This is a genomic window from Marivibrio halodurans, from assembly GCF_017963645.1.
GTDB classification, from domain to species: domain Bacteria; phylum Pseudomonadota; class Alphaproteobacteria; order UBA8366; family Aestuariispiraceae; genus Marivibrio; species Marivibrio halodurans.
The window spans coordinates 1-16870 of the sequence record NZ_JAGMWN010000003.1 but is presented as its reverse complement, the minus strand read 5'-3'; the positions used below and the strand labels follow the sequence as shown (position 1 = coordinate 16870).

The window sequence follows — 16870 nt, the reverse complement described above, 5'->3', positions numbered from 1 at the left end:
GATGTGGGGCAGGAGTAATCGGGACCTCGAGCGCAAGGCCGCTCGGGCAATGGATCGTGTCGTCGATCCGTCGGATCTGGTCGATGCGTTCAACGCCTCGCAGGCCCTGATCGTGTTCGAACCGGATGGCACGATCGTTCACGCCAATGCCAATTTCCTCGATGCGGTCGGCTACACGCCGGAGGAAGTCACCGGCCACCATCACCGGATATTCTTGGAGGCGGCGGAGGCTCAATCCGACACCTATAGGACATTCTGGGCGGAACTCTCGGCGGGGGAGTTCAAGACCGGGCGGTTCAAGCGCATCGCCAAGGGCGGGCGGGAGATTTGGCTTCAGGCATCCTACAATCCCATCAAGAATCGGCAGGGGCAGGTAACCCGTGTCGTCAAGATCGCCGCCGAGATCACCGAGGCGATCGCCGCCGATGCCCTGAAGAGCGGCCAGGTCGACGCGATCTCGAAATCCCAGGCGGTGATCGAATTCGAACTCGACGGTACGATCGTGCGGGCCAACGATAATTTCCTCGACGCGGTCGGTTATTCGCTGGAAGAGGTCCGGGGCAAGCATCATCGTATTTTCGTCGACCCGGCCGAGGCGGCGGGCCCGGATTACGCGGCCTTTTGGGAGAAACTCCGTGCCGGCTCGTTCGAGGCGGGTGCGTATCGGCGTATCGGCAAGGGCAAACGCGAAATTTGGATCCAGGCGACCTATAACCCGATCCTCGATCCCCAGGGGCGGCCCTTCAAGGTGGTCAAGTTCGCCACCGACATCACGGACGAGGTGCGCGCGCGTCAGGAGGCCGAGCGCGTCGCGGAACGCATCGACGGTAATCTGGAAACCATCGTGGGATCGGTACGAACGGTCGGCGATCAGGCCGCCGTCGTCGGCACCGCCACGGACGAACTGCGTGAGGTGGTGCGCTCCCTCGCCTCCGCGGCGCAGGAGCTGGATGCGACGACACGGGAAATCTCCGACAATGTCGGGACGTCCCAGTCGCAGGCGGTTTCCGCCCGTGAACTGGCCCAGGAAGCCGACGGCGCGACCCAGCGTCTGCGCGTGGCGACGGAATCCATGACCCAGATCGTTGATATCATTCAGGACATCGCGGGCCAGATCAATCTGTTGGCTCTCAACGCGACGATCGAAGCCGCGCGGGCCGGCGAGGCCGGGAAAGGTTTCGCGGTCGTCGCGACGGAGGTGAAGGGGCTGGCCAATCAGGTGGCTCAGGCAACGGACAAGATTTCTAATGAAATCAATGAAATGCAATCGATATCCGGTGATGTGGTGGAGCATCTGACCGGCATTCGGGGCACTATCGACAATGTGGAGGCGAGCTTCTCCCACGTCGCGGGGGCGGTGGCGCAGCAAGGCGCGACCACGAGTCAGATCGCGGACGGCATGCGAACCGCGACCGGCGCCATCGAGGAATCGACGGAGAAACTCCGGGTGCTGGGCGCCGCCGCCGATCAGGCGGACACCGCCGCCCGCGAGGGGATAGAACTCTATCGCGCGAGGCGCGGAGACTGAGGCACGCGAACCGAGGAACGCGGACCGGCCGGGATGGTTGTCGGCCCCGGATGGTCCGTGCCTTTCATCGTCCCGCTCCCGTTACCTCCCGGCCTACCAACCCTTGATGTTGCCCTGGCGGATCAGGGCTTCGGCCATGACCCGGCCCCCTTCGTCTACGAGGGTGAAGGTGCCTCCGTCGGTCTCGCGCAGGAAGGCGCATTGCCAGCCCCCCGGCTCCGGCTGCTCGACCTTCCAGCACCGGCGTCCGTCCTGCAGCACGTTCCAGCGGCCATCCTCGGGGCCTTCCTTGAAGCTTCCGTCGCCACGAAAATAGGTTGTGACGGTGTTCTTCGCGCCGCTGCTGTCCCGCGCGCGTTCGCGCCGCTCCTCGGTATGGCCGGCGGTTACCTCGGCCACCATCGAGGGGGGAAGCACATCGGCGACCCGCGCGACGAACAGCCCCTGTGGATTGCCGGGTACGAAATCCAACATCGCGCGCACATGGCCGATCGGCTTGCCGTCGACCGCTTCCATGAGCGCGTAATCGCCTTTCGAATTCCGGACGATCGTGCTGCAGCGCCACCCCGCCGTCGGCGCCAGTTCGACGCAATAGGTACCGTCCGCCGCGACGCGCCACGTGCCCGTATCGACGGATTCCGATCCGGTTACCTTCCCGGAGAAGAGCCGATCCGGTGCGTGATAGGACCGATAGGGCGCGCGGCCGTCCAGCGGTTTCATCACGAGCGTCGAATCCTCCAAGAGCCGGGTGACCGCCGTGCGGTTCAAACGCTCGAAGGAGGGCAGGCGCGGGCGGATATCGAAGGTCGCCTTGCTTCGTGTCGGGTAGACGCGAAGCGCCGCTTGATCGCTCTCGATGCCGGTATCGATGCCGTAGGCTTTGTCCGGACCGGCCGGATCATAGTCCTTGAAGGCATGTTGGACGGTGCGCGTCACGACCTTCTCCGCGCTCCCCCATTCCGGGCGCAATGTGGCGGTGACCATGACGATGGCCTCCGTCACGGAGAGTTGGTTGATGGTGCCGTTGTCGCTGATCTCCATCACCAGGCGCGCGATCTTCGGCGTACCGTCATGGTCGAAGCCGAGCTGTATCTGTTGCGGGCCGACCCGCGTCGGCTTGGACAGGCGATAGACCGCGCCGTGGGTGCCGCGCTTCACCTCCTCCGCCGTGAAGCCCTGCACGAACTCGAAGAGATTGACGAGCATCGGCCGGCTAGCCGCGTCGGGATCGACGGCCTTGTCGAGGTCCGGGGCCATGATCTGGGCTGCCGGGGCGTTGAGGGTGGGGAGGAAAAGAAAAAGGGTCAGCACCGTCAGGATCGCGCCCGCGCGCGGGGCCCGGAACCGGACCTTCGACGATCGATATCGGGTTCGCAACGAGATCGTCACGCCACTTCCTCAAGAACGCTTGGTTTATCCACTCGTGGAGACGAGGGGCGGGCAGTCTATGACGCGTCCAGGGGCTCTCTCAAGAACCAACCGCCCGCCCCAACCCACCCCAACCGCCGGAACAAACCGCCGGAGGCGAACACGCGTCTCAGCGTCCCCGAAAGATGGGGGCTCTTTTCTCGTTGAAGGCCGAGATGCCTTCCGTCACATCCGCGGTGCCGACCAGCTTGTCATAGCAATCGAGTTCGACCGACAGACCCTGGCTTAGACTCGTGCCCATGCCCTCGTCGATCGCGTGCAGCCCCTGGGCGACGGCAAGCGGCGCGTTTCCGGTGATCCGCTCCGCCGTCGCCAGGACCTCGGAAAGCAGGTCATCCCGCGTGCACAGTCGGTTGACGAGGCCCCATTCCAGCGCATCCTCCGCCGTGAAGGGGCGGCCGGTCAATATGATCTCCTTCGCCCGCGCGGGGCCGACCCGGCGCGGCAGATTCTGCGTGCCGCCGATCCCGGGGATTAGACCGATCGTCACCTCCGGTAGGGCGAAGCGGCTCTCCGTCGTGGCGTAGGCGAAATCGCAGGCCAGCATCAACTCGCACCCGCCGCCATAGGCCACGCCGTCCACGGCGGCGATTACCGGTACGGGACAATCCATGACGGCCCCGGCCATATGTTCGAACACCGTATGCTGGCGGCGCCATGTTTCATCGTCCATCCCCTGCCGTTCCTTGAGGTCGGCCCCGGCGCAGAAGGCGTGCTCCCCGGCGCCGGTGAGCACGACCGCGCGCACGCCCTCTGAGGCCCGGGCCAGGGCCTGAAAGACGTTCAACATCTCCGTCGCCATGCGGGTGTCGAAGGCGTTTCGGACATTCGGGCGGTTCAGCGTGACGACCAGGATCTCCGGGGACGGACGCTCCAGCAGGATCGTTTCGTATTGGCCGGCGAGGGCGCTCATCCGATCTCTCCCGGCTCGGTCAATCGGCGCCGCGCGCGATCGTCGGCGCCCCTTGCTTCGGGCGGAATATCCGCTGGATGAAGAAGGTGGCGGCCGCGACGCCGATTCCGATCAGGTCGGTGACGAGTCCCCCCTCGATCATGAACAACGCCGCGATGGCGAGCGCGATGCGCAGGAACCATGCCGCGCCGCTTCCCAGGAACCAGCCCTGCACGGCGGAGGAAAGCAGGAAGACCCCCACGACCGCCGTCGCCCCGGCGCGCAGGATCTCGACCGTGCCGCCCTCCATAAGGAGCGCCGAGTTGTAGAAGAACATGAAGGGCACGATGAAAGCTGCGATGCCGATCTTGAAGGAGGCGACCGATGTCTCCATCGCATTGGCGCCGGATATCCCGGCGGCCGCGTAGGAGGCGAGCGCGACCGGTGGCGTGATGGCCGAGACGACGGCGAAATAGAAGACGAAGAAATGCGCCGTCAGCGCGGGAATACCAAGCTCGATGAGCCCGGGCGCCACCACCGATGCCGCGACCGCGTAGGCCGCCGTCGTCGGCATGCCCATGCCCAGCAGGATGGCGATGCACATGGCGAAGACGAGGGCGAGAAGCTGCGAATGCTCGGCCAGCCCTAACAGCAGGTTGGAGAAGCGCGCGCCCACGCCGGTCAGCGAGATCACGCCGACGATGATGCCCGCGCAGGCGCAGACCGCGATGATCTGGATCGACATGGATCCCGCGATCTCGAAGGCCTTGAAGACCGAACGCGGTCCCATGCGGTAGGGGGTCAACCAACTGACCACGGCCGCCGCGACGGTGGCGAGCGTGCCGGCCCGGATCACCGAATAGCCCATGAAGAGCGCGATGATGAGGATGACGATCGGCAGGAAGAGGAAGACCTGCTTGGCCATCGCCTTGAGGCGCGGCAGTTCGTCGTCGCGCATGCCGCGCATGCCGAGCTTCGCCGCCTCGAAATCGACCATGAAGTAGATCGACACGAAATAGAGGACGGCCGGAATGATCGCGGCGAAGGCGATCTCGGTATAGGGGATGCCGGTGATTTCGGCCATGATGAAGGCGCCGGCGCCCATGATCGGCGGCATGATCTGGCCGCCGGTGGAGGCCGCGGCCTCGATCGCGCCGGCCGTGCGGGGTTTGTAGCCAACCTTCTTCATCAAGGGGATGGTAAGCGACCCCGTTGCGACCACATTGCCGGCCGAGGTGCCGTTGATCATCCCCATCAGGCCGGAAGCGAAGATCGCCACCTTCGCCGGTCCGCCGCGCGCGCGGCCGGCCAGCGCGAAGGCGAAATTGACGAAATAATCACCCACCCGGGAAGCCTGGAGAAAGGCCGCGAAGATGATGAACAGGATGATGTAGGTGGAGGAAACCGCCGTCGTGGGCCCGAGGATGCCCGCATCGGTATAGACTTGGCTGAAGAAACGCTGCCAGGTGATCGCCGGGGACTGCAGGAAGCCCGGCAGATATTCCCCGACGAAAACATAGATCAGGAAAAGCGTCGCGATCACGATGAGCGCCAGCCCCGCGACGCGCCGCGTCAGTTCCATGATCAGCAGGGTACCGGCGACCGCCGCGATGCTGATGCCGATCGGCGCGAAGGGCGTGCCGGTCGAGTTGCGCATCAACGTGCCGTAGATGGTGATCAGATAGACCGCCACGGCGGTGCCGCAGACGATCAGGACGAAATCCGGCGCGGCGATGCGCTCCCGGGGCGTGCGATGCGCCCAGCCCAGCAGGATACCCCCCACCGTCGCCAGCATGAGCGGTGCGCCGAACACCCAGGTCTCGTTGAACTTGATGGCGGCGTCCATGCCGTTCCAGGACACGCCGTTGGCGATCTGGATCGCGAACCAAATCGACGCGCCCAACGACAGGAAGGCCGGGATGAGCAGCAGATAGGCGATGAGGGAAAGCAGGGTCGAGGCGCGCGTGCGTTCCTGGACGAAGCCGGCGCCCGCGTACCACAGGAAGCCGAGCGCCAGCGCGCCCGCGATATGGACGATCCGGAAATTCCAGGTTTCCATCGGGAAATCGGGCAGGAAATCCGGTGCGATCAAGCCGCCGGTCAGCGCGGAGAGGCCGAGCCCGTTGAGCGCGGCCATATGGAAGAAGGCATAGAGCGCGGCCCCGAGCATGATGATCTTGATCATCGGCCCGTCGAAAATTCGGCGGTTCTCCTCGACCGGCACCTCGTCGACGCCTTGGGCGATCACGAGGGTATCGTCATCCCCGCTCTTGCCGCCGCCCTCGTTCCCGTCCGCATTATTGCCGGTTCCGGCCGTCTCGTTACTGGCCATGCCCTTGCCCCCGAAAAATCGCCGCGAACGCGGCCTATCGCCCCCGTATCCGCCGAAACAGGCCGCACCCCGTATCGGAATGCGGCCTGTTCAGCGTAGCGATCGCGCGGCGGGATTATCCGCCGTGGATCATGTCGGCGCCGATCGAGGCGCCATTCTCGTTGAACCACTTGGCGGCGCCCGGATGCCACTTCATGACCTTGTTCTTGTCCCAGTTCTCCGGAACGGTCGAGCGGGCGGCGCGGTGGATGGAGACCATGCGCTCGTTATCCGACATCACGACCTCGGTCGCGGCATAGACGAAGCTCTCCGGCAGATCGCAATTGGCGATCGCGAAGTTCCACATCGAGACCGAGCGCGCGGGCTCCGTCAACGTGGTGTAGGTGTCCGCCTTGATCTCGAATTCGGAGACCGGGAAGGCATCCATGATCTTCTGCTGCTCTTCCTCGGTGAACTCGACGATATTCACCTCGGTCTGGACCTCGAGCTGGCTGACCGCCGGGACCGGCACGCCGGCCGCGAAGGCGATGACGTCGAGCAGGCCGTCCTGAAGCTGACCGCCCAGGTCGGACCAGCCGCCGTTGCGCCGCTCGAAATCGACGCCGAGCGTCTCGAGCATGCGCGGGAAATAAGTGTCGGAGGTCGAGCCCGCCGGGCCGAAGCCGATCTTCGCGCCGGCCGGGATCTCCGAAACGGACGTGATGCCCGAGGACTTCAGCGTCGTGATCGAGAACGGCGTCTGATACATCGGGAACATCGCGCAGGCGTTGGTCATCTCCAGGCCCGGGGCGATCGGGTTGGTGCCGGCGATCGATTCCGCCGCCGGACCCATGGTGGTCATGCCGAAGGCGGCCTCGCCGGTATGAACCAGCGCCATGTTCTGCATCGGGCCGCCGGTAACCTCGCCGCCGCCGGAGATGCCGAGTTCCTCGGCCACCAAGTTGGCCCAGCCGGAGCCGTAGGCGAAATAGGTGCCGCCCTGCGAGGCGGTGCCGACCGTGAAGCTGTCGGGCCAGCCCTCGCGATCCTGGGCGGCGGCGGGCGTCACGGCGGATGCCGTGCCGATGGTCAACGCGAGCGCTGCGCCCGCGAGGAGTTTATAGGTCATGGAAGTCCTCCACTGTGCGGTTGTTCTTCAACCGGGGCGCGTCCCCGTTCGTGCAACTAACAATATGGCGCAACCTGCGCCACGCAAGAGGTAATACCATTGGCGAGGCCGTGATTCGCGTCGTCTTCCCTTTCCGGCCATGTCCCGGACACGCCGGATGCCCCCGCGCGGATGACGATAGCCGCTTCCTAGACCTGACTGGGCAACCAGAGCACGATCCAGGGGAAGGCCAGGAGCAGCCCGATCGTCACCGCATCCGCGATGAAGAAGGGCATCACCCCCTTGAAGACGTCCTGGACGGTAAGGTCGTCGCGCACACCGGCGACGACGAAGCAGTTGAGGCCGATCGGCGGGGTGATCAGGCAGAATTCCGCCATCTTGACCACCAGGATACCGAACCACACGGCGCAGAGCGGCCCCGACATCCCGAAGGCCGAATCCGCCGCGGAGACCATTTCCCCGCCATTCAGCGCCATCACCGCCGGATAGACCACCGGCAGCGTCAGCAGCAGCATGCCGATGGCGTCCATGAACATGCCGAGCACCGCATAGGCCAGCAGGATCATGATCAGCGTCAGCATCGGCGAATGCTCCAGACCGGAAATCCACTCGGCGAAGGCGGCCGGCAGTTCCGCGAAGCCCAGGAAGCGCACGAAGATCAGCACGCCCCAAATGATCGTGAAGATCATGACCGAGAGTTTCGCCGTCTCCAGCAGCGCGTCCTTCAGTTCCTTCCAGCGCATGCCGCGATAGAGCGCCATGCACAGCACCACGAAGGCGCCCAGCGCCCCGCCCTCCGTCGGCGTGCCCCAGGCATCGCCGCCGAAGGGATTGTAGATGAAGAAGATGATGATGAAGACGACGAAGAAGATCGGCAGCGCGCCCGGCAGGGCCGAAAAGCGCTCGCGCCAGCTATAGCCGCCGACGGGCGGGCCGAACCCCTTGATCGTCAGCGCCATGCCGATGATGAGCGCGGCATAGACCACGGCCGAGAAAAGACCGGGAATGAACCCCGCGAGGAGGAGGCGGCCGACATCCTGTTCCACGATGATGGCATAGATCACGAGGATCGCCGAGGGCGGGATCAGCGAGGCGAGCGTGCCACCCGCCGCCACCACGCCGGCCGCGAACTTGCGATTATAGCCGATCTTCAGCATCTCCGGGATGGCGATCCGCGCGAACACCGCCGACGTCGCGACGGAGGCGCCGGAGACCGCCGAGAACCCGGCGGTGGCGAAGACGGTGGAAACGGCGAGCCCGCCCGGAACCCAGGCGATCCAGCGCTTCGCGGCCTCGAACAGCGCCTTCGTCAGACCGGCGTGATAGGCGAGATAGCCGATCAGCACGAAGGTCGGGATCAACGAGAGCGCCTGGGAGGAAAGCTTCGAATGCGGCACCTGACCCGCGATCTTGACCGCGACGGTCAGCGCCCAGGTGAATTCCTCCCCGGCGAAGTCCTTCTTGGACCAGAAAATCCAGATCAATCCGACGAGCCCCGCCGTCGCGGACGCGAAGGCGACGCGCATGCCGCACACGACCAGGACCAGAAGGCCGCCGGTCACCCAAAGTCCGATATCGAGCGGTTCCATGGCGCGGCGTGTCCCCTAATCGTCCCGACCGGACAGTGAATCGGCTTCGTGGCGTGCCTGGGTCGCCACATCCTCGATCATCGGGACCGCGACGGGGCGCGTCGTGCCGCTGATCAAGGCCCACCCAAAACCCCAGACCTGCAGCACGAGCCGGACGCAGAGCACGGAGAAGGCGATCGGCGCCAGAAGCTTCGCCGGCCAGATCGGCAGCGCGATATCCATCGAGCTGTCGCGGCTCCAAAGCGGCGAAGCGAAATCGAAGCTGCGATCGAAATGCGCCCAACTGCCCCAGACGAGACAAAGCATCAGCACCAGGATCGCGATGGTCGTCGCCAGCTCGGCCAGATAGAGCGGCCGCCCCTTGAGCTTGCCGACCACGATATCCATGCGGATATGGCCGCCGTCGCGCTGGGTGAAGGCGATGCCCATGAAGGCGATCAGCGGCATCGCCTGCTCGATCCAATCGACATAGCCGGGCAGGGGTTGGTTGAAGAAATTGCGTCCCCCGACCGAGATCACGGCAAGGACCATGAGCGAGAGGACCGCCACGCCGCTGACGAGGGCGAGCACCCGCTCCAGCCTGTAAAGACCGTGGTCGAGACGGCTGAGCACGCTGTCGTCGGAAAGAACACTGCCGGAAATGGCCATGCAAGCTCGCTCCCGGAAGAATTAGGGCGGAGAGATAGCTCCGTCCGCCGCCGGCAGGCACGCGGTCATGCCGCGCGTCCGTCCGGCGACGGACGGAGATCGGGCCGATCGGCCGAGCTTACTCGGCGTATTCCTCGATCTTCTCCCGGGCGAAGTCGTAGAGTTCCTGCGCGGGCAGACCCTTCGCCTTGTTCTTCTCGATCCAGTCCTGCGCGGCCGGGCCCGCGACCTTCTCGCGGAAGGCGTTCAGCGCCTCCTCGCTATAGGTGATCCGCTCGATCCCCTTCTCGTCGAGCAGCGGCCCCCAGCGTTTCATCGTCTTGTTTTCGTAATTGTCGACGTAATAGTCGAGCGCCTCGCCGACCGAACTCATCAGCGCCTCGCGATGGGCCTCCGGCAGGTCGTTGAGCGCATCCGTATTGACCACGACCGGGCAATTGACCGTTCCGGGGTTCAAGTTGGTCGTCCACCAGTCGGCGTTCTCGGTCGTGCCGAAGGACATATGGGCGTGCGGGGCGAAGGACGCGGCCTTGATGACGCCGCTGTCCAGAGCCTGACGCACCTCGGTCGCCGACATCGAGGTCGGGACGGCGCCGATGGCCTCCATCGCCTTGCCGATGCCGCCCGTGGCGCGGACGGTCAGGCCCTCGAACTCGGGGAGGGAACGCGGGGCCTCGCCCATGCCGATGATGTTGTACTGCGGCATCGGGGAAGGCATCAGCAGCGTCGCGTTCCAGCGCGCCAGATCCTCCTTCACCGCCGGGTGGTCATAGAGCGCCATGGAAATCTTGCGCTCCTGCTCCAGCGAGGTGACGCCGAGGAACGGCAGTTCCAGCACCGTGATCGAGGGGTTCTTGTCCTCATGGTAGCCGGCGCAGAACTGCGCCATCTCGAAGGCGCCGATCGAGATTCCGTCGAGATTCTCCCGGTTCTTCGAAAGGCCGCCATAGGAGATGTTCAGCGTGAATTCGCCGTTGGTCTTCTCCTTTACCAGTTCGGCCAGCTTTTCCGTGTTCTCGGTGAAGGCGCGCCGCTTGCCCCAGAGCGAGACGTTCCATTCGGTCGCCGACGCGACCTCGCCCCCGATGAAGGTGAATGCGATACCGGCCAGCACGGCCGTCTTCCAGGATCGGACTGTCATTGTCTATCTCCTCCTGTCCCTGATGATTATGGTTGATTGTCCCGGTTATACGCGAAATCGGCTGGGGTCCGAAAGTCCCGATACGTGTAATCGACGCATCATGCCAACGGACGGGCTGGGTCGGATGGTCCATGCTGCTATAGTCGTGGCGGAAATGGCATGGGGGTGGGCGAGCAAACGCGGGCGTCGATGGGGATCAGTGAACGCGAGGATGCGACGGACGCGTACGCCGCGGCGCTCGACGCCCTGCGGCGTGGCGATGCGCGGGAGGCCCTCGTCCGCGCGGAAACGGTGCCGGCGGAACATACGCACGGCGACGCGGCCGTCCATGTCCGCGCGGTCGCCTTGCAAAGGCTGGGGCGATTGGAGGAGGCGCTCGCCCTTCTCGAAACCATGGTCACCGGCACCGGGCGCCGGGATGGGCCGATCCTCAATACCTACGGCTTCATGCTGCGGCTCGCCGGACGGGCGGGGGAGGCGTTGCCCCTGCTGGAGGAGGCGCTCTCCCTCATGCCCGGCAGTCCCGAGGCGCTCAACAATCTGGGCGTGACATTGACCGATCTGGGACGGGTCGCGGAGGCGGAGGCGGCCTATGAGCGGGCGATCGCGGCGCGCGCCGATTTCGCCGAACCGCATGCCAATCGCGGCGCGCTTTTGGCCCGGGCGGGGCGGTGGGAAGAGGCGATCGCGTCCTTCGATCGCGCGCTCGCGCTGTCCCCCGATTATATCGAGGCCGTGCGCGGCAAGGTGGAGGTGCTTGCGGCGCGGGCCGACCGTGCCGGCGATGTGGCGACCGGAAGGGCCGCGCGGACGGAAGCCGTCCAATTGCTGTCCCGCGCCCTGGACGCGTCGGAATCCGGGGCAGGCGGTTGGGCGGAGGGGTGGCTGCGTCTTGGTAACCTGCTTTACCAACTCGACCGGGACGGGGAGGCGGTGCGCGCCTTCCTGCGCTGCCTGACGCTTGCGCCGGGGACGGTGCGCGCGCATGTCAATCTCGCGGCCGCGCTGGAGCGCATGGGCCGGGCGGAGCGCGCGGCCAGCCATCTGCGCCAGGCCCTGCTGATCCAACCGAATCATCCGGGGGCCTTGAAAGGGCTCGGCCATATCACCCTGAAGCTCGGCAATCCGGTCGAGGCGATCGCCGTGCTGGAACAGGGGCTGCGCCAGATGCCGGCGGACCCCGACCTGCTCTATAGCTACGGTAATGCCCTGATGCGGTGCGAGCGGTATCAGGCCGCCGCCGACGCCTATAAGCGCGTGCGGGCCTTGCAGCCGGGCGCCGCGCGGGGCCTGTTCGCACCGGCGGCGCTATTGTTGATGGACGGGCAGTACGAGACCGGCTGGGCCGCCTATGAGAGCCGCTTCGCGATGCCGAGCTTCAAGGCCAATGTGCCGGACGTGACCAAGGCCTTGTGGGATGGGCGGCCGCTGTCGGGCAAGCGGCTGCTGGTGCATGTGGAGCAGGGCTTCGGCGACACGATCCAGTTCTGCCGCTATCTGCCGCTATTGCGCGAACGCGCGGGCGCCGGGGCCGAAATCACCTTCCTGTGCGAGACGGCCCTCTATCCCCTAATGGTGGAGAAGGCGCGGGACGCCGGTATCGATCGCGTCGTGCATCTGGGCGAGCGCGATGTCTCGATCGGCTATGATGCGCAATTACCCCTGCTATCCGCCCCGCACCGAATGGGTACCCGGGTGGAGACGATCCCGGCGGAGTGCCCTTATCTGCGCGTTCCCGGCGGCCGCGCGGCGCCGGTCGAGCGGACCCCGGGACGCCCGGCGGTGGCGGTCGTCTGGGCCGGCCGGCCCAATCATTCGGACGATCGCTACCGGTCGGTGCCCTTCGATCTGTTTTCCCGGCTTTTCGCGGTGGAGGGCGCGGATTTTCACAGTGTGCAACTGGGCGCCCGCGCGGCCGACCTCGCCCGCCTGCCGGGCGCGCGCGCCGTCACCGATCATGCGGGCGATATCGGGGATTTCGCCGATACGGCGGCGATTCTCGATGCCTGCGACCTGACCATCGCGGTCGATACGGCGGTGGCGCATCTTGCCGGCGCGCTGGGGCGGCCGGTTTGGACCCTGATCCCCCATGGCGGCGAGTGGCGTTGGCTTCGCGGCCAGGAAACCACCCCGTGGTATCCCACCATGCGGCTCTTCCGGCAGCGGGTGATCGGCGATTGGACCGGCGTGATCGCGCGGGTCGGGGAGGCGCTGGGGCGCTTCACCCCGTAATGGACGGGAATGCCGTCGTGCCGCGTTACTTGGAGGTCGCGATGAAGACGCCGTCCCAATCCTCGGGTGGCGGCTCCTCCCGGAAAATGGCGATTCGCTCGCGATAGATGGCATAGAAGCCGTCCAGCACGCCGTCGAGTTGCCCTTCGCAGCGCCCGATCAGCGCCTCCGCCTCGTCGAAGCGCTTGGCCCTATAGGCGGCCAGCATCGCGTCGTGATCCGCCAACAGGGTGGCGAAGTCCGCGCCCTCCCGCAATTCCGGCCCGCCCAGGATGGTGAAGATGCGAACCGCCTCCGTCTTGCCCTTGACCGCGATCAGGTCGAGCTCGGCCACCGGCAATTCGTCGCGCACCGAGGCCGCGGTCCCGTCGCCGATCACGGTGCCGACGCCATAGCTCTTGCTCTGTCCTTCCAGGCGGCTCGCCAGATTGACCGCGTCGCCCAGCACCGAATAATCGAAACGCTGGTCGGAGCCCATATTGCCGACCACGCATTCGCCGGTATTGATGCCGATGCCGATATTAAGTGGCAGGAACGTGAAACCGCCTTCCTCGGCCTCCTTCCGGCGCTCCTCGTTGAGCGCTTCCAGCGACGCGAACATGGCGAGCGCGGCCTCGCACGCATGGGCCTCCTGCCGCTCATCCTCCAGCGGCGCGTTCCAGAAGGCCATGATGCAGTCGCCCATATATTTGTCGATGGTCCCTTGCCGCGTCAGGATTTCGTTCGTGAGCGGCGTCAGCAGCCGGTTGATCAGACGGGTCAGGCCCTGCGGATCGGCGCGGAAGCTTTCCGAGATCGTGGTGAAGCCGCGCACGTCGCAGAACAGCAATGTCATCTTCTTGGTCTCGCCGCCGAGGCGAAGCTGATCCGGATTCTCCGCCAATTGCTCGACCAGGTCGGGTGAGAGATATTGGCTGAAGGCGCCGCGAACCTGGCGCTTCTCGGCCGCGTCGCGCGCATAGTTGGAGAAGGCGAGCACCGCATAGACCGCGAACACCATGCCGGCCGGATAGCTGACATCGAGGAAGATCTTCTCCTCGATGAAGAGATACCAACTCGTCGCCGCGATGCCGCCGCCCGCCACCAGCAAGCCGGCCAGTGTCACTACGGGGCCGACGCGGGGCACGAAGACGATCAGCGCCACGCCGGCGACGAAGATCGCGATCATCTCCCACAGCACCATGGTGAAGGGGTAGCGGACAAAGTTCTGTTCCAGGATGTTTTCCAGGATGTTGGCGTGGACCTCCACGCCCGGCAGCCGTGGTTCGATCGGCGTCGCGCGGATATCGAGCAGCCCGACCGCGGAGGTGCCGACCAGCGCCAAGGTGCCCTGCAGCCGTTCCTTCGGGACAGTGCCGTCGAGAATGTCGGCGGCGGAGATATAAAGGCGCCCGCTGTTGTTCGGCGTATTGAAGTTGTCCGGTTCCGCGTAATAGACCCAAAGGCGTCCGCGCCCATCGACCGGAATCGGGAAGTTGCCCCCGGGGGTCTGCAGACGGATTTCATGCATGCCGCCCGGGTCGACGACGGTAACGATGCTGTTGCCGCTGAAACCGACGCGCAGCATCTCCACCGACAAGGTCGGTTTCACCACGCCCGCGATTTCCATCACCAGGGGCACCCGGCGGACGACGCCGTCCACCTCCTCCTCGACCGAGAAGAAGCCGAGGCCGCTGGCGGAGCCTTCCAGCACCTCCAGATTGTGGACCAGGGTCGGCTTTCGGAAGAGATATTGGCGCGGGTCCGTGTCGGTCGCGCCTAGCGTGCCGAGATGCGCGCGCACGCTGGTATATTTCGCGGTTTCCGTCGGCGCGGTCACGGCGGCGCTGTTGCTGCTGGCCTGCCCCATGACGACGCGCATGGTGCGCATCGTCTCCGCCATGACTTCCTCGTTCGAGGGCAGCGCCTTCAACTGGCCGGTCACTTCCGGGCCCGCTCCGCGCAGGGTTTCGGCGATTCGGCCCGGGCTGGTCCGGTCGGGTTCGGCGAAGACGACGTCGAAGCCGATCACGCCGACGCCATAGTCGCGCAGGGCCGCGATCAAATCCGCCACCACCGTACGCGGCCAAGGCCATTGCCCGATCCGGGCGAGGCTCTTCTCATCGATATCGACGATCACGACCTTCGCGCCGGGGACGACGCGGGCGGCGGGGTCAGGCTCGCGCGGTTCCATCCGGTTATAGGCGTCGAACGCCTTCACCCGGACGAATTCGACGAACCACGGATCGAGATAACGCAGGAACAATCCGCCGCCGATCACCGCAAGCGCGATCAGCGTGGCGATGCCCGGCTTCCACCAAGGACCACGTTGACGCCGCCGGCGTTTCCTTCGGCCGGACGTTCCCAGCTTCTTTTCGTCTTGAGCCGCTTCCCCCATGGGCGGGAGTGTAGCGGCAGCCCCCGCGTCTTGTCTTCTTAGAAATTGAATGGTGCACGGTGCGAATCGGTTGACCCGGGCAGGCGGGGCCCGGCCATGCATTCGATTTAGAGGCGGTTCTATAAATAATTGATATATATTGATAATTTCTTGTGAAATCTGCGAAGGTGAAGCGGGAGACGGTTTCCGATAGCGTTTCACGATGACTGGACCGCTTGATGAACGATCGGGAGGAGAACGGGGCACGCGCCGGGTGGCGCGCGCCGGCTTGGTTCTGGGTGGTTTGTTGATGCTTTCCGCCTGCAGCAGTTCGGGCGGTTTCTTCGATTTCAGCTTCCTCGAGGATTGGTTCTCCGGCGGCGAGGAGACGGGCGCCGCGATGGAAGGCGCGATGCCGACGGCCCCCGATATCGAGGATTTGGCTGCCGTGCCGCCAAAGCTGGTGGTCGGGGATCGGTTCAGCTTCGATAATCCCGACGTCACCTGGGAGGTGAAGCGGATCGAGGGTGACCGTATCTTCTGGCAGGCCGATTCGGGGGATGAGCAGGTCACCGCGCTCAATCCGATCCTGCCGGCCTTGGCATGGCGCAGCGCGGGGCAGGGACAGGGACGGCGCCTCATCACCGACATGAGCGAGCCCTTCTTTCCGCTGCGTGTGGGTAAATCATTGACCTTTCAATCAACGGTCAGCACCGATACCCCCCCTTATGCCTGGGAGTTCATCTGGAGTTGCGAAATCCTGGGGACGGAAGCGATCACCGTCCCCGCCGGGTCGTTCGAGACCTATCGCATCCAATGCGGACGCCAGCGGGCGGATGAACTCATCTTCTCCTATGCACCGCGCGTCGGACATTATGTCCGGATGGTAAGCCACCCCGGGGCGGGGCAAGAGCGGGTCGTGCGGGAGTTGACCGGTTTCCGCAGTCGGAACTACATCGCCTATGTCGATCCGATGACGACCGCGATGGCCGAGGGGCAGGCGATTGGGGACGGTGCGAATGGCGAGATACGCAGGCCCGGAGGCGCGGGCACGGTCACCATGGTGCCGCTGCCCCCCATGGAAAATCCGATGAATAGCCCCGATTCCCGCTTCGACAACACGGAACAACCCATGATGGTGGTTCCCCAGGATGGGACGGCGCCGAAATCGGGGCTCAGCGATGAGGGCAGGGCGCGGCAAGCCCAATCCCAGACCAAGCCCCGCACCGATACCGCGTCCGTCGAAGCACCGGACTCCGCGCAAGGGCTGCCGGGCGCGGCGGTCGGCAAGGGAGCGATCGCGTTGCATCTTGCTTCCTACAAGAATCCGGCGAACGCGGAACGCGGCTGGATGCAATTGAGCGAGGCCAATACCGATCTCCTCGGCGCGCAACGGCCGATCGTCCGGCGTGTCGATCTTCCGGGGAAGGGAATATTCTACCGACTTCACGCCGGTCCGGTGGCATCCATGTCGGATGCCAAGGCACTCTGCGCGGCCTTGAAGGCGCGCAATCTCTACTGCGTGCCGATGCAGCTTTAATACCAAATCTTGTTGATCACGCCCCATGAGGACGTCCCTCCCGGGTTCTCGGCCAGGAGCGCGTGCCGTGGCGATG

General features: G+C 65.2%; 11 protein-coding genes. 3 read left to right on the top strand and 8 right to left on the bottom strand.

The features are described from left to right. The first annotated feature begins 49 nt into the window (after positions 1-49). Positions 50-1528 carry a methyl-accepting chemotaxis protein gene (locus tag KAJ83_RS06805; RefSeq protein WP_210681306.1) on the top strand — a complete coding sequence of 493 codons (1479 nt, stop codon included), beginning with the start codon at positions 50-52 and terminating at the stop codon, positions 1526-1528. 93 nt (positions 1529-1621) lie between these two features. Here KAJ83_RS06805 and KAJ83_RS06800 read toward each other — a convergent pair whose 3' ends face one another. The 7 genes from KAJ83_RS06800 to KAJ83_RS06770 all read right to left on the bottom strand — a co-directional run bounded on the left by KAJ83_RS06800 (position 1622) and on the right by KAJ83_RS06770 (position 10666). After that, positions 1622-2917 carry a hypothetical protein gene (locus KAJ83_RS06800; protein WP_210681305.1) on the bottom strand — a complete coding sequence of 432 codons (1296 nt, stop codon included), beginning with the start codon at positions 2915-2917 and terminating at the stop codon, positions 1622-1624. Between the two features lie 148 nt (positions 2918-3065). Then, positions 3066-3869, bottom strand: a complete 804-nt coding sequence (locus KAJ83_RS06795; protein WP_210681304.1) for an enoyl-CoA hydratase/isomerase family protein — start codon at positions 3867-3869, stop codon at positions 3066-3068. A 19-nt stretch (positions 3870-3888) separates the two neighbouring features. Continuing rightward, entirely contained in the window at positions 3889-6180 is a 2292-nt protein-coding gene (locus tag KAJ83_RS06790) for a TRAP transporter permease (RefSeq protein ID WP_210681303.1), read from the bottom strand. Between the two features lie 115 nt (positions 6181-6295). Beyond that, complete coding sequence (locus tag KAJ83_RS06785) at positions 6296-7288, bottom strand: TAXI family TRAP transporter solute-binding subunit (RefSeq protein WP_210681302.1); 993 nt, start codon at positions 7286-7288, stop codon at positions 6296-6298. Positions 7289-7476: 188 nt separating this feature from the next. Beyond that, complete coding sequence (locus KAJ83_RS06780; protein WP_210681301.1) at positions 7477-8877, bottom strand: TRAP transporter large permease; 1401 nt, start codon at positions 8875-8877, stop codon at positions 7477-7479. A gap of 15 nt (positions 8878-8892) precedes the next feature. Further along, positions 8893-9525, bottom strand: a complete 633-nt coding sequence (locus tag KAJ83_RS06775; RefSeq protein WP_210681300.1) for a TRAP transporter small permease subunit — start codon at positions 9523-9525, stop codon at positions 8893-8895. 118 nt (positions 9526-9643) lie between these two features. Next, positions 9644-10666, bottom strand: coding sequence for a C4-dicarboxylate TRAP transporter substrate-binding protein (locus tag KAJ83_RS06770; protein WP_210681299.1), 1023 nt, complete (start codon positions 10664-10666; stop codon positions 9644-9646). A gap of 189 nt (positions 10667-10855) precedes the next feature. Here KAJ83_RS06770 and KAJ83_RS06765 point away from each other — a divergent pair, with 189 nt between their 5' ends. Beyond that, positions 10856-12898 carry a tetratricopeptide repeat protein gene (locus KAJ83_RS06765; RefSeq protein WP_210681298.1) on the top strand — a complete coding sequence of 681 codons (2043 nt, stop codon included), beginning with the start codon at positions 10856-10858 and terminating at the stop codon, positions 12896-12898. 25 nt (positions 12899-12923) lie between these two features. On the opposite strand, the gene KAJ83_RS06760 is transcribed toward KAJ83_RS06765, so the two are convergent. Beyond that, positions 12924-15158, bottom strand: coding sequence for a CHASE2 domain-containing protein (locus KAJ83_RS06760; RefSeq protein ID WP_210681297.1), 2235 nt, complete (start codon positions 15156-15158; stop codon positions 12924-12926). Between the two features lie 370 nt (positions 15159-15528). Between KAJ83_RS06760 and KAJ83_RS19620 the strand changes: the two genes are divergently transcribed. Then, a complete protein-coding gene (locus tag KAJ83_RS19620) occupies positions 15529-16794 on the top strand; it encodes an SPOR domain-containing protein (protein ID WP_210681296.1) in 1266 nt (421 codons plus the stop codon). The last annotated feature ends 76 nt before the right edge of the window (positions 16795-16870 follow it).

Bases quoted from the DNA above. Each gene is read 5' to 3' on its own strand.
- KAJ83_RS06805 (WP_210681306.1), top strand. From the start codon at position 50: ATGGATCGTGTCGTCGATCCGTCGGATCTGGTCGATGCGTTCAACGCC.
- KAJ83_RS06795 (WP_210681304.1), bottom strand. From the start codon at position 3,869: ATGAGCGCCCTCGCCGGCCAATACGAAACGATCCTGCTGGAGCGTCCG.
- KAJ83_RS06790 (WP_210681303.1), bottom strand. From the start codon at position 6,180: ATGGCCAGTAACGAGACGGCCGGAACCGGCAATAATGCGGACGGGAAC.
- KAJ83_RS06785 (WP_210681302.1), bottom strand. From the start codon at position 7,288: ATGACCTATAAACTCCTCGCGGGCGCAGCGCTCGCGTTGACCATCGGC.
- KAJ83_RS06780 (WP_210681301.1), bottom strand. From the start codon at position 8,877: ATGGAACCGCTCGATATCGGACTTTGGGTGACCGGCGGCCTTCTGGTC.
- KAJ83_RS06775 (WP_210681300.1), bottom strand. From the start codon at position 9,525: ATGGCCATTTCCGGCAGTGTTCTTTCCGACGACAGCGTGCTCAGCCGT.
- KAJ83_RS06770 (WP_210681299.1), bottom strand. From the start codon at position 10,666: ATGACAGTCCGATCCTGGAAGACGGCCGTGCTGGCCGGTATCGCATTC.
- KAJ83_RS06765 (WP_210681298.1), top strand. From the start codon at position 10,856: ATGGGGATCAGTGAACGCGAGGATGCGACGGACGCGTACGCCGCGGCG.